The organism is Thioalkalivibrio sp. ALMg13-2 (assembly GCF_000381185.1).
GTDB classification, from domain to species: Bacteria; Pseudomonadota; Gammaproteobacteria; order Ectothiorhodospirales; family Ectothiorhodospiraceae; genus Thioalkalivibrio; species Thioalkalivibrio versutus.
Genome location: NZ_KB906104.1, coordinates 14,960 through 26,910, shown reverse-complemented (window position 1 = coordinate 26,910; position 11,951 = coordinate 14,960). Strand labels below are relative to the sequence as shown.

The window sequence follows — 11,951 nt, the reverse complement described above, 5'->3', positions numbered from 1 at the left end:
CGCAGGAGAACTGTCATGTCCCGTATCGCCCGATCCTTCCTGCCCGCCGTCCTGCTGGCCGCGGCCGGGCTTGGCGCCGGTTGCATGTCCGGCGGTGGCCCGGAGCCCGAGTTCGCCGAGGGCCAGCCCTTTCCCGAGCGCACCCTGAACGACCAGCACGGCAATCCGGTGGAGCTGCCGGGCGATGCCCGCGTGATCCTGAAGACCGTGGAGGCCGCGCCGGCTGGTGTGGCCAATGCGGTGCTGGATGGCATGGGCGCCGAGGCGCGCGATGCGCTGGGCATCATCTACATCGCCGATATCCACGAGATGCCGGCGCAACCGATGCAGAACGTGGTGCTGCCGCGGATGCAGGCGCGGGACTATTCCATCGTGGTGACCTCCAGCGAGGCCGATGCCGGCTTCCTGCCGCATCAGCGCGAGCAGGTGACCGTGATCCTGCTGGACACCGAGGGTGTGGTGACCGGCGTCGGCCATGCCGGTAGCGAAGAGGCCCTGCAGGAGATGCTCGACAATGCCCGCGACTAGGCGCTGCGCGTGACGGGCCCCCGTCGGGCACGGACCTGACATGGCCTTCTTCCTCGGGCTGCTGACAGCCCTTGGATTCGGCGCCGGGGACTTTTTCGGCGGCCTGGCCTCGCGCCGCATTCCGGCGCTGGTGGTCGCCTGCTATTCGCAGATCCTTGCGACCATCGCGCTGCTGGTGATTGCCCTCCCGCTGGCGGGGCTGCCCGGCACCCAGGCCCTGCTCTGGGGGGGTGCCTCGGGGCTTGCCCTGGCCCTGGGGCTGCTGGCCTACTACCACGGCCTGGCCGAGGGTTCGATGGGCCTGGTGGCCGCCGTGACCGGTGTGATCTCGGCCCTGGTGCCGCTGCTGGTCGGGCTGGTGATGGGCGAGCAACCGGGACCGCTGGCGCTGGCCGGGATCGCGGCCATCGTGGTGGCGATCGGGATGATCTCGGGCGGGTCCCGCAAGGCCAGCCCGCGACGCCTGGACGAACCCGTGCGCGGCCTGATGGCGCTGGCCCGGGGCGAGCACCCGGTGCGCGGACTGGTGGACGCAACCATCGCCGGGGTCTGCTTCGGCCTGGTCTTCGTGTTCCTCAACGAGGCCGAGGCCGGCTCGCCGCTGTGGCCGGTGGTCGCGACGTCCGCCGTGGGTGCGCTGGCACTGCTGGTGGTGATGCTGATCCGCCGTCCGCAGACGGGGATGAGCCGGTCCACGCTGGTGTTGCTGTCGCTGGCCGGGCTGTTCCAGGCGGCGGCGACGGTCGCGTTCGTGGTGGCCGTGCGCATGGGGCTTTTGTCGATCATTGCGGTGGCCGGCGCGCTGTCGCCGGCCCCGACCGCATTGATGGCGCGTTTCTTTCAGGCCGAGCGCATGTCTTGGGTGCAGCTGACCGGCTTCGTCTTCGCCCTGGGGGGCATCGTGCTCATCGTGCTGGGCGGGCCCGGGTAGTCAGCGGACAAGTCTGCTAAGTTGGCCGCGTGAGCCAATCCACAGGAGGTGCCAGGTGTCGGAAGATCCAAAACCGGAAGTCGTGCGCAGTGAGGTGAGCGAGCCCGCGGCCGGGCCGCGCAAGGACGTCACCATGGTGACCGTGGTCTACGTGCTGTATCTGGTGAGTTTCCTGACCGCGCTGACCGCCATCGCCGGCCTGATCATCGCCTATATCAAGCGCGGCGAGGCCGATACCGTCAGCGTCTCCCACTTCACCTACCAGATCCGCACGTTCTGGATCGGGCTGTTGTTTGCCGTGCTGGGGGCCATCACGACGCCGATCGGCATCGGCTTCGTGATCTTCCTCGCCCTGGTGATCTGGCTGCTGGTGCGCTGCATCAAGGGCCTGCTGGCGAACAACGACAACCGCGCGATCGAGCAACCTGAAACCTGGCTCTGGTAAACGCCTTGTGTCGTGCCCGAGCCGCGTTCGCGGATGCGTGAGCGGCTGGAGCAGTATCAGGTACTGATCTACCTGCTGACGATCGCCCTGGGGCTTTTCCTGGGGGTGGCCGCGCCAGGGGCCAGCGAGTGGCTGGAGGTGGTGCTCTGGCCCGTACTCGGGGTGCTGCTGTACGCCACCTTCACGCAGACGCCGCTGCTCCACCTGGGCGAGGCGTTCCGCGAGCCGCGTTTGCTGCTGGCAGCGGTGATCGGCAACTTCGTGGTGATCCCGCCGCTGGTCTGGACGATCCTCCAGGTGGCGCCGGGCGATCCGGCGATCCTGCTGGGGATCGCCCTGGTGCTGCTGGTGCCCTGCACCGACTGGTTCATCACCTTTACCCATCTCGGCGGCGGCGATACCCGCCGGGCCATCGCGTTCTCACCCATTTCGCTCCTGCTGCAGCTGGCCCTGCTGCCGCTGTACCTGTGGCTGTTCTTTGGCGGCGAGTTCACCCTGGCGCTGGCTGGCGAGCACGTGCTGAAGGCCTTCGCGGGGTTGATCCTGGTCCCGCTGATCCTTGCCTATCTCACCGAACGCTGGGCCAACGACGACCCCGGCCGCGGACACCTGATCTCGGGTCTGGCCTGGCTGCCGGTCCCGTTGCTGGCCGTGGTGGTGTTCATCATCGCGGCCTCGCAGGTCAACACGGTGCTCGAAGGAGTCGGTGTGCTGTTCCCGCTGCTGCTGATCTTTGCCGGTTTCCTGGTGGTCGCGGCCCTGCTGGCGCGGGCCCTGGCCCAGGTGTTCGGCCTGCCGATAGCCGAAGGGCGAGTGCTCGCCTTCAGCCTCGGGTCGCGCAACTCCTTCGTGGTCCTGCCCATCGCGCTCGCCTTGCCGCAGGGGCTGGAGCTCGCCGTGGTCGTGGTGGTGTTCCAGTCCCTGGTCGAGCTGATTGGTATGGCCCTGTACCTGTGGTGGATCCCCCGCCACCTGTTCCCGGATCAATCGCCACCACCTTGAGTTTCAGAGGCCCGTGGCGCGATTCCCCGCGTATGGGTTGCGTTCTACGGACATCGAGGTGTTGTCGTGGAGGGGGGCTCGGATGGGTTTTGACGCTCGATGCCTGAGCGTGACCGCGGAACGCGTCAGCGGGCGCGATCGACGTTGAGTGCGCAGTCGAAGGGCGGGGTCTCGTTCAGGGTGCTGGCCAGGGCGTAAGCGGTGGGTGGGCTCATGCTGGCGACCACCATGCGCACGCCGCAGACAGCGCTGACCGCGTAGACCTTTTTGAGCCAGTCATAGTAGAGCGGGTCGATGACCGGCACGCTGGAAAGATCGTAGATCAAGCGCCGCGCGCCGGCCCGCTGGAGGTAGGTGGCCAGCGGTGCCAGGTAGGCGTCCGGTTCCCCGGGGTCCAGGCCTTCGCCGGGCTCCAGCAGGACCGTACCCCCGCCGATCTGAGTCAGATGCATCCCCTGGACCATGATTTCGCGCTCCGTGCCGAGAGGCTTTTCAGCCCTTGTGGTCCACATGGATGTCGAGGTGAATGAAGGCCTCTTTCAGTCCCTCGGACAGGGTCGCCCGGGTCGTGACGTCGCCCAGATCAATATTGAGGCTGGTCAGGGCCCGGGCGATTTCCGGCCGGATGCCGGTCAGGACGGCACGGGCGCCCATCAGGCCAACCGCCCGGATCATCTGGATCATGTGGTGCGAGACCTGCGAGTCGATCGCCAGAACGCCGGTGACGTCCATCAGGACGACGCGTGCACGGTCTTGCTCGATACGGCTCAGCAGCTTTTCCATCACGACCATCGTGCGCGATGAGTCGAGGGTGCCGATGATGGGTAGCGTCAGCACGCCGTCCCATATCTCGGTGATCGGCGTGGAGATCTCGCGGAGCTCTTCTTGCTGAGCCTGAATCGTGCTTTCTTTCTGTTCCAGGTAGACGCGATAGACGTCGAGGATGATGTCGTTGAACACACTGGCCAGGAGCAGGAGGATCTCGCGGGTCTGCGCGGCCGTGAGATCGGAGGTGGTGGCGAGATCCTCGATCATGACTTCCTGCATGAACTGGATGTAGCGAACGAACTCTTCCATGTTCCCGCCCCGCACCTGGATCTGCTGGGACATGGTGGTAAAGAATTGCCGCAGGGCCTTGAACTCGGGGCTGCGCCGGTCCGGCTTACCCTCGTTCTGCAGGAGCATCACGAACAGCTCCATGAACTCGACGCTGTTGTCGTTGATCTCGTCGCGAGACAGGATGTTCCCCTGGACGAAGATGTTCTGGGCCTTTTCTTCGATAACCCCCGATATTTTTCCGACCTTGACCATCAGCTGTTCGATCAGGACCTGGTTCGCGGTCTTCTTGCTGTTTGCTTGTCGTGCCATCCCTAAGCTCCTCTGCCCAGTGTCTTTCTAATCGTGAATAGCGACTTGTCGTCATTGCTACGGCCCAGAACCTGGCCCAGCAGCAGCGCGATGAATTGCGGGTGCAGGCGCCACAGCGATGGAAACTGGCGCAGTGTCCAATTGCGGCGAATGCCATCGGAGCAGGTCAGCAGCAACGCCTGATCCGGGAAGGCCGGTTCGGCGGCCTCGCAGCGGCGATGGGCGTGGCCCAAGACGCCGGGCGCGAAGCTGATGTTGTGGCGTTCGCCATTGGCGATCACATAGCCGTTCATGTCGCCCACGCCGACGATGCGGGCAGTATCCTGTGTGGCATCCACCTCGCCGACCAGGCCCACCGCGCCGCGGGTGCCGTTCATGCGTTGGCTCAGCTGTTCCAGCACAACCTTCAGCTCGCCGCCTTCGGTATTGACGTTGCAGTGTCCGTTCACTGCGCCGGCGGCCTCGGCCCCGTGACCCAGTCCGTCCATGTGTAGCCAGCGCAGGACCGAACCGGTGGCGTGCATGCCCATGCAGTCCCCGTTGTATGGGCTGTCGGCGTAGGCGCGCATGTAACGGCCGATCTGGAAATGTTCCTGCTTGGGTTCCGGGCGTACGTGAAAGCGGGCCCATGCCGCCATGCCGTGCCACGGCGCATCACTGGCGACCCCCCGGGGGACGGTGTAAAACTCGGATTCGCTGGCCAGCCGGCGAATGGCCCCAAGTCCCTTGCCCATGGTGCCGGACGTTGTATAGCCGTCATCCATTGCGGCCGGAAGATTGGGGATGCCGGGGCCAAAATCCATTGCGAACAGATCGATGGTAGGCCTTGGCTGGCGCACTTCCCATACCTGCACCAGTCCCGAGCCCTCGGCGTACTTCATCTGGTTGCTGACCATCTCCTGGCAGACCAGACCCATGCGCTCGCGTACGACCTCGGGGAAGCCCATGCGGCGCGAGACGGCTCGCAGTTTCGACAGCAACAGTACCTGGGCACTGCTATGGCAGGGTGCCTGTTCGGTCAGCAGACAGATGTCAGCCGTGTCGGAGGCTTCGCTATCGAACTCAGCCATGCACGGGTGGGTCGTCGTGGGCCGCTTCCGGAGCCAGTTCGATGGGGTCATGCTCGCTGCAGGCAATGCGCCCGCGCCCGCGCCGCTTGGCGTCGTACAGGGCGGCGTCCGCGCGCGCGATCAGGGTATCCACGGTGTCCCCTTCACGAAGCTGTGCCACACCAATGCTCACGCGCTGGTTCACGCCCTTCAGCACGCGTCGGGCGACTTCGTTGACCACCCGGTTATCCCCGTAGACAAGAATCGCGAACTCGTCGCCACCGATGCGGCAGGGCTTGTCGACATGTTCGCGGATGGAGGCGCGCATGGCCTCGGCCATTTGCTGCAGATACTGGTCGCCGTACTGGTGACCATGGGTGTCGTTGACCTCCTTGAAGAAGTCGAGGTCCAGCAGAATCAGACCCAATGGCTCGCCCTGGCGACTGCATTGGAGGACGCCCTCGCGCAGGCGGCTGTCAAAGGCCCCGCGATTGAACAGGCCGGTCAGGCTGTCGGTTTCTGCCTTGCGGATGGAGGATTGTAGCTCGCTCTTCTTGTGTTCGAGATCGGCTTCCAACTGCGCCATCTCCTGAGCGGCCCGTTCCTTGGCCTTCTCCAGATCGGACTCGATCTGCTGATTGCGCCGGCGCAGGAGTTCGGGGTCGGCGGACTCGCTGACCTGGCGCAGACGGTCGGCAAGAGCGTCCAGGGTCTTGGCGGGAGGGGGGGAGGGCAGTCGGCTCAGGATGTGCCTGGCATCGGCCCAACCCAGCACCACAGCCCCATCGTGTACAGCCAGACAGGCATGCGTGCTGGCGTCGGTCAGGCAGGCGGCCTGCCGCAGGGTCTGAAGCGCGGTGGTCAGGACAGCGGTCGCCGAGAACGCGCTTCCACCGAGCGCGCGCACGGCTTCGACCGCGAAGCGCGCCAGACGCCGGCGATCCGGCTCCACGCTGATGGGTAGCTCCAGCAATGTGCGGTCCATCCACCGCCCCTCCGTGTTGGCAGCCCCGACTGCCCGATTGTGCCCCAGTGCGTGTTCGGCGTCATTTTGGGGGTGCGGGTACATGATCGGGGGGAGGCACGCCCGGGCGGGCGAAAGCGGCGTCTACCGCTCGAGGTACTGCAGCTTGTCCTCGACGCCATCCCACTCTTCCGCGTCTTCCGGTGGATCCTTGCGCGCGGTGATGACCGGCCAGGTGCGGGCGAGTTCGGCGTTCAGTTCGATGAACTGCAGCTGGTCTTCGGGGACGTCGTCCTCCGGCACGATGGCTTCGGCCGGGCATTCCGGCTCGCACAGGGTGCAGTCGATGCATTCGTCGGGGTCGATGGCCAGGAAGTTCGGTCCTTCATGGAAGCAGTCGACCGGGCAGACCTCGACGCAATCGGTGTACTTGCACTTGATGCAGTTATCGAGAACGATGAAAGCCATGCTTGTCTCCCTTTGAATTCAGTCAGTTGACCGGGGTTTTTGAGGCCCGGTCATGGTCGCGGCGGCACGTGTCCCTGGCCTTGCCGACGGGTTATTGCGGCATTGTAACGCCTCCATCGCGGGAGTCGTGAATCCCGGGCGCGGGCCGGCGTCATTTCGGGATCCGATGGGCCGCAACAGCCTTTACGGGATGGGTCGGTGGCGTCCCCGTGTGGCCCTCGTGCTGGCGGGCTGTGCGGTGGGGCCGGACTACGAGCGCCCGGAGGTCGCCCTCCCAGAGGCGTGGCCGGAGGCGATCGGCGAGCAGATGGACAAGGACTCCGCCGATGCCGAGTTCTGGTGGGAGAGGTTCGAGGACCCGCGGCTCGACCGCCTGGTGCGCGACGCCCTGGAGAACGACCTCGACGCCGAGATCGCCGCGGCCCGTGTGGTGCCGGCGCGGGCCGAATGGTTGCCGAGCCTGAATCTGGCGGCCCTGTTTGGGCAGGAGGTGAGCGGGTGGAGGCACGCCAGCGCGAGATGCGTGCCCGGATCGAGGTCCTTGACCTGGCGGAGCGGCGCTATCTCGGCGGCTTCGTGGGCTATCTGGAGGTGCTGGACGCGCGTCGCGCCCTGCTGGATGCGAGCCTGACCCTGACCGCGGCCTCGCGCGATCGGCTGGCGGCCACCGCGACGCTATTCCGTGCGCTGGGTGGCGGCTGGGACAGCGCGGCGATCCCGTCGGATGTGCTGGAAGATGGCGATCCGGACGATGCCAAGGAAGAGGCGGTCACGCCCGCGGATCCGGACGACTGACCCCCGACGCAGCGGCTACTTTTCGCGCAGGGCGTCTTTCATCCGATAGAGGGCATCCAGGGCCTCGCGCGGGGACATGTCGTCCGGATCCAGCGTGTCGAACAGGGCCTTCAGGGCGCGTGCCTCCGCTTCGTACGGCTCGGGTTCGGGTGCGGCCACGTTGGCCGGGTCGGGTTTGGGCGTGAACAGCCCCAGTTGCGGCGAGTCGCTCTCGGCGGCGCGGTCCTCGAGCTCGCGCAGGTGCTGGCGCGCGAGCTTCAGGACATCGGCCGGTACCCCGGCCAGTTGCGCTACCTGCAGGCCGTAACTCTGATTGGCCGGCCCCTCGCGGACCTGGTGCAGGAACACGATGCTGTGCTCGTGTTCCATGGCATCCGTGTGCACGTTGGCGACCGCGGGCTCGCGTTCGGCCAGCGCCGTCAGCTCGAAGTAGTGCGTGGCGAACAGGGTCAGGGCGCGATTGTGGCGCGTCAGGCATTCGGCGCAGGCGAGCGCCAGGGCGAGGCCGTCGAAGGTGCTTGTGCCGCGGCCGATCTCGTCCATCAGCACCAGGCTTTCGGGGCCCGCGTTGTGCAGGATATTGGCGGCCTCGGTCATCTCCACCATGAAGGTGGAGCGCCCGGAGGTCAGGTCGTCGGAGGCCCCGATGCGGGTGAAGATCCGGTCCACCGGCCCGATCTGCGCGCGCGCGGCTGGCACGAAGCTGCCCATGCAGGCCAGCAGCACGATCAGCGCGGTCTGGCGCATGTAGGTGGACTTGCCGCCCATGTTGGGGCCGGTGATGACCAGCAGCCTGCGCTCTTCGGGGTCCAGCTCGGTGTCGTTGGCGACGAAGGGCGCATCCAGGCCGGCCTCCACTACCGGGTGGCGGCCCTGTTCGATGCGGATGCCGGGCGTGTCGACCAGTTCCGGGCAGTGCCAGTCCAGGCGCCTGGCCCGCTCGGCCAGGCAGGCCAGGGCATCCAGTTCGGCCAGCGCGTCCGCAATCACGCGCAGACCCGGGGCGCGACCCTGGAGCTCGGCGATCAGGCCGTCGAACAGGGCGCGCTCGCGGGCCATGGCCTGCTCGCGGGCGGAGAGGATCTCGTCCTCGAAGCGTTTGAGTTCCTCGGTGGTGTAGCGCTCGGCGTTCTTCAGCGTCTGGCGGCGCATGAAGCGCCCGGGCAGCTCCGCCGAGCGCGTGCGCGAGACCTCGATGTAGTAGCCGTGCACCCGGTTGTAGGCGACCTTGAGCGTGGGGATGCCGGTGGCCTCGCGCTCGCGCGCCTCGATCTCGCGTAGGAACGAGTCGGCATCGTTCTCCAGTGCGCGCAGACGATCCAGCTCGGCATCGAAGCCGGCGCGGATCATGCCGCCGTCGGTGACGCGCAGCGGTGGCTCCTCGACCAGCGCGGCGGCCAGGGTCGCGCTCAGCTCGTCTTCCGGGGCCAGGGCGTCGTACAGCGCCTGCAGGGAGGCCGCGCTGGCGGCCAGCGGGGTCAGGACCTGGTGCAGGGGCGGCAGGCGTTCGAGGCTCGCGAGCAGGGCGGTCAGGTCGCGCGGCCGGGCGCTGCCGAGGACGATGCGCGACAGGATGCGTTCGACATCCGCGCTGCCGGCCAGGGCCTCGCGCAGGGGCGCGGTGGCCCCCGACTCCAGAAGTCCGGTGATCGCGGTCTGGCGCTCGCGGATGATGGCGCGGTCGCGCAGTGGCTGGTGCAGCCACTGCAGCAGCCGGCGCGAACCCATCGCCGAGCGGGTGGTGTCCAGCAGGGCCAGCAGGGATCCGTGGCGTTCTCCGCCCAGGGTGCGGGTCAGCTCCAGGTTGCGGCGGGTGGCCGGGTCCAGCACCAGCATCTGGCTGCACAGTTCGTGCGCCAGGCCGGTGATGTGCGCGAGATCCCCGCGATGGCGGTTCTGCACGTAGGCGAGCAGGGCGCCGGCCGCGGCGATGCCGAGATCCAGGCCGTCGCAGCCGAAGCCGGAGAGATCCCGGGTGCCGAAATGAGTGGTGAGCACGCGCCGCGCGGAGACACCGTCGAAATGCCAGTCGGCGTGGCGCTGCGGGGCGAAGCCCTCGATCCCGGGGATGGGCGCGGCCTGGTCGGGGATCAGGCATTCCACCGGGTCCAGCCGTGCCAGCTCGGCGGCCAGTTCGGTCGCGTCGCGCACCTCCAGCAGGCGGAACTGGCCGGAGGCGAACTCCAGGCTGGCAATCCCGTAGCCCTCCTTGCGGCCCTTGATCGCGGCCGAGCCGGCGGGGCACACCGCGACCATCCGGTTGATGCTGCGGGCCTCCAGCAGGGCCTCCTCGGTGACCGTGCCGGGGGTGACGATGCGCACGACCTCGCGCTTGACCGGGCCCTTCTGTTCCCCGACGGCGCCGGTTTGCTCGCAGATGGCCACGCTCTCGCCCAGCTTCAGCAGGCGCGCGAGATAGCTCTCCAGCGTGTGCACCGGGATCCCGGCCATGGGGATCGGCTGTCCGGCCGATTCGCCACGCCGCGTCAGGGTGATATCGAGCAGTCCCGCGGCGCGCTCGGCGTCATCATGGAACAGCTCGTAGAAATCACCCATGCGGTAGAGCAGCAGCGTATCCGGGTACTCGGCCTTGATACCGAGGTACTGCTGCATCATCGGGGTGTGTGCGGAAAGTGGCGTCTTGTCAGTCACTTGTTAGCGGCTGTCCAGAAAATCGGGATTCGCAATCAGACATTTGTCCAATACTCGGCGGTTCGCCGCGCACGGTATCACGCGCGCGGATGCATCGGTTGGCAATCCCCCGTGCTCCCGTGCGGGCTCCGTACCCCAACGAGAAACGCCCCGGCCTCAGGGGGGGAGGCACGGGGCGCCGAGCACACAGGGGGGCGGTGCTCTTCAGTCACGCTATCCCGCGCCCATGCGGACCGCAAGCAGGCCAACTAACGCTCCATACCCCTGCCTGTAACGCCCTCAAGCAGGGGGCCGGCGCTCGCGCGGCTGGCATGGCCCTGTGGCGTGGTCTGCCCGCGATTGGCCCGGCTAATGCGACATCTCATCGGCGTATGGGCGGCGGCGCTCATCGGTCCGGCGGCGCTCGATTCGGGCAGATGCGCAGTATACGGATGCGGTGCCCGGCATGGCAGCTGGGTCAGGTGCGGGAGTTGTGCCACACTCGGGACAGCGCAAGTGACGCGATGTCAGGGAGGAGGCGAGCATGATCGGGGAAGAGGATCGGCGCGATCACCGGCGGATGCAGGTCAGCACGGCGGCGCGCGTGACCTGGCGCTCCAGTGGCGAGTCCATCAGCGTGCAGTTGGAGGACCTCTCCGCCATGGGTTGCGCCTTTGTGGCGCAGCGCGAGACCGATGCCGGTGTGGGCATTACGGTCTCGGTGCCTAGCCCGGACGGTCGCCTGGAGGGTCTTGAGCGCCACGGCCGCGTGGTGCGCTGCGCCCCCGTCGAGGGCGCATCCGGCAACGGCTGGCGGGTTGCGGTCGCCTTCGATCCGGAGGGATGATCGCCCCATGACGGCAGAATCGAGCACCACCCTCCTGACCCTCCGCGAGTCCGACGCCCCGAGCCTGTCGGCCCTGGTTTATGACCTGAGCGAGCGCCTGATGGCGAAGGGCGAACGCCTGTGCACCGTGGAATCCTGCACCGGCGGCGGCATCGCGCAGGCGATGACGGATATTCCGGGTAGCTCGCAGTGGTTCGAATGCGGCTGGGTGGCGTACTCGAACGCCGCCAAGACCGCGATGGTTGGCGTGCCGCCCGAGTTGATCGAGGAACACGGCGCCGTCAGCGAGGCGGTGGCCCGTGCAATGGTCGAGGGTGGGCTGGCCCGCAGCGGGGCGAATCACGCGCTCTCGGTCACCGGAATCGCCGGACCCGGGGGCGGGACCGACGCCAAGCCGGTCGGTACGGTCTGCTTCGGTTGGCAACAGCGAGGCCAGGATGCCCGTGTCGAGACCTGCCATTTCGATGGCGAACGCCACGAGGTCCGCCTGCAGTCCATGCTGCATGCCCTGAGCGAACTGCTGGCGCACTAGGGAAACCCTGATCAAGGGACCCGTTCGCGCGCGAGTCGGTCTTGCGTGCGAACAAGGCGCGGTGACCGCCGTGCAGTCACCCGGCACAAGGGAGTCGTAACGCCTGCACGCGCCGCACCTGGAGTCTCCTGGGCACACGGGCCCCGCCAGTGAAAACGCCCCGGCCTCTGGAGGCACGGGGCGTCGAGCACACAGGGGGGGAGGGGTGCTCGCAGGAAACGCTATTCGCCCCCTTTGATCCTCGCAAGCCAACTGGCTCACAGACCCCGAATTTCGCCCTGAACCCCGCGCCGGAACGTGTGCGGGGTCACGCCTGTGTGGGCCGCGTTCGGGGCGGGGGGGCCGATTGCGCGGGTGTGTGCCGGCGTCCGTTCCGCGGCGCCGGGGTTGC

The 11,951-nt window shown here is 67.4% G+C and carries 12 protein-coding genes and 1 pseudogene; 7 read left to right on the top strand and 6 right to left on the bottom strand.

Annotated features, from left to right (window positions below):
* Positions 1-15 precede the first annotated feature (15 nt).
* From F618_RS0104805 to F618_RS0104790, 4 genes are read left to right on the top strand one after another with little or no spacing between them, the layout of a single operon-like run.
* A complete protein-coding gene (locus tag F618_RS0104805) occupies positions 16-528 on the top strand; it encodes a hypothetical protein (protein WP_019567908.1) in 513 nt (170 codons plus the stop codon).
* Between the two features lie 40 nt (positions 529-568).
* Positions 569-1,459, top strand: coding sequence for a DMT family transporter (locus tag F618_RS0104800; protein ID WP_019567907.1), 891 nt, complete (start codon positions 569-571; stop codon positions 1,457-1,459).
* Between the two features lie 55 nt (positions 1,460-1,514).
* A complete protein-coding gene (locus F618_RS0104795; RefSeq protein ID WP_019567906.1) occupies positions 1,515-1,904 on the top strand; it encodes a hypothetical protein in 390 nt (129 codons plus the stop codon).
* Between the two features lie 33 nt (positions 1,905-1,937).
* On the top strand, positions 1,938-2,906 hold the full coding sequence (locus F618_RS0104790) for an arsenic resistance protein (protein ID WP_019567905.1): 969 nt from the start codon (positions 1,938-1,940) through the stop codon (positions 2,904-2,906).
* A 125-nt stretch (positions 2,907-3,031) separates the two neighbouring features.
* On the opposite strand, the gene F618_RS0104785 is transcribed toward F618_RS0104790, so the two are convergent.
* The 5 genes from F618_RS0104785 to fdxA all read right to left on the bottom strand — a co-directional run bounded on the left by F618_RS0104785 (position 3,032) and on the right by fdxA (position 6,755).
* The gene (locus tag F618_RS0104785; protein ID WP_019567904.1) at positions 3,032-3,370 is read right to left on the bottom strand and encodes a hypothetical protein; all 339 of its coding nucleotides are present in this window, start codon (positions 3,368-3,370) and stop codon (positions 3,032-3,034) included.
* A 28-nt stretch (positions 3,371-3,398) separates the two neighbouring features.
* On the bottom strand, positions 3,399-4,274 hold the full coding sequence (locus F618_RS0104780; protein WP_019567903.1) for an STAS domain-containing protein: 876 nt from the start codon (positions 4,272-4,274) through the stop codon (positions 3,399-3,401).
* 2 nt (positions 4,275-4,276) lie between these two features.
* Complete coding sequence (locus tag F618_RS0104775; protein WP_019567902.1) at positions 4,277-5,344, bottom strand: hypothetical protein; 1,068 nt, start codon at positions 5,342-5,344, stop codon at positions 4,277-4,279.
* Positions 5,337-6,308, bottom strand: coding sequence for a diguanylate cyclase (locus F618_RS0104770; RefSeq protein ID WP_019567901.1), 972 nt, complete (start codon positions 6,306-6,308; stop codon positions 5,337-5,339). Before F618_RS0104770 ends, F618_RS0104775 begins: the two co-directional genes overlap by 8 nt.
* A gap of 123 nt (positions 6,309-6,431) precedes the next feature.
* Positions 6,432-6,755, bottom strand: coding sequence for a ferredoxin FdxA (gene fdxA, locus F618_RS0104765; RefSeq protein ID WP_019567900.1), 324 nt, complete (start codon positions 6,753-6,755; stop codon positions 6,432-6,434).
* A 166-nt stretch (positions 6,756-6,921) separates the two neighbouring features.
* Here fdxA and F618_RS16570 point away from each other — a divergent pair.
* Positions 6,922-7,550 (top strand): annotated as a pseudogene (locus tag F618_RS16570) (TolC family protein).
* A 15-nt stretch (positions 7,551-7,565) separates the two neighbouring features.
* Here F618_RS16570 and mutS read toward each other — a convergent pair.
* Positions 7,566-10,163 (bottom strand): DNA mismatch repair protein MutS, encoded by a 2,598-nt coding sequence (mutS, locus tag F618_RS0104750; protein ID WP_026331146.1) that lies wholly within the window; start codon positions 10,161-10,163, stop codon positions 7,566-7,568.
* A gap of 562 nt (positions 10,164-10,725) precedes the next feature.
* Between mutS and F618_RS0104745 the strand changes: the two genes are divergently transcribed.
* Together F618_RS0104745 and F618_RS0104740 are read left to right on the top strand one after the other, a co-directional pair.
* Positions 10,726-11,028, top strand: coding sequence for a PilZ domain-containing protein (locus F618_RS0104745; RefSeq protein WP_018144308.1), 303 nt, complete (start codon positions 10,726-10,728; stop codon positions 11,026-11,028).
* Between the two features lie 7 nt (positions 11,029-11,035).
* A complete protein-coding gene (locus F618_RS0104740; protein ID WP_018937809.1) occupies positions 11,036-11,560 on the top strand; it encodes a CinA family protein in 525 nt (174 codons plus the stop codon).
* Positions 11,561-11,951: the final 391 nt, after the last annotated feature.

Excerpts from the sequence above, each read along its gene's own strand:
- F618_RS0104805 (WP_019567908.1), top strand. The coding sequence starts at position 16 with ATGTCCCGTATCGCCCGATCCTTCCTGCCCGCCGTCCTGCTGGCCGCG.
- F618_RS0104800 (WP_019567907.1), top strand. The coding sequence starts at position 569 with ATGGCCTTCTTCCTCGGGCTGCTGACAGCCCTTGGATTCGGCGCCGGG.
- F618_RS0104790 (WP_019567905.1), top strand. The coding sequence starts at position 1,938 with ATGCGTGAGCGGCTGGAGCAGTATCAGGTACTGATCTACCTGCTGACG.
- F618_RS0104785 (WP_019567904.1), bottom strand. The coding sequence starts at position 3,370 with ATGGTCCAGGGGATGCATCTGACTCAGATCGGCGGGGGTACGGTCCTG.
- F618_RS0104780 (WP_019567903.1), bottom strand. The coding sequence starts at position 4,274 with ATGGCACGACAAGCAAACAGCAAGAAGACCGCGAACCAGGTCCTGATC.
- F618_RS0104775 (WP_019567902.1), bottom strand. The coding sequence starts at position 5,344 with ATGGCTGAGTTCGATAGCGAAGCCTCCGACACGGCTGACATCTGTCTG.
- F618_RS0104770 (WP_019567901.1), bottom strand. The coding sequence starts at position 6,308 with ATGGACCGCACATTGCTGGAGCTACCCATCAGCGTGGAGCCGGATCGC.
- fdxA (WP_019567900.1), bottom strand. The coding sequence starts at position 6,755 with ATGGCTTTCATCGTTCTCGATAACTGCATCAAGTGCAAGTACACCGAT.
- mutS (WP_026331146.1), bottom strand. The coding sequence starts at position 10,163 with ATGCAGCAGTACCTCGGTATCAAGGCCGAGTACCCGGATACGCTGCTG.
- F618_RS0104745 (WP_018144308.1), top strand. The coding sequence starts at position 10,726 with ATGATCGGGGAAGAGGATCGGCGCGATCACCGGCGGATGCAGGTCAGC.
- F618_RS0104740 (WP_018937809.1), top strand. The coding sequence starts at position 11,036 with ATGACGGCAGAATCGAGCACCACCCTCCTGACCCTCCGCGAGTCCGAC.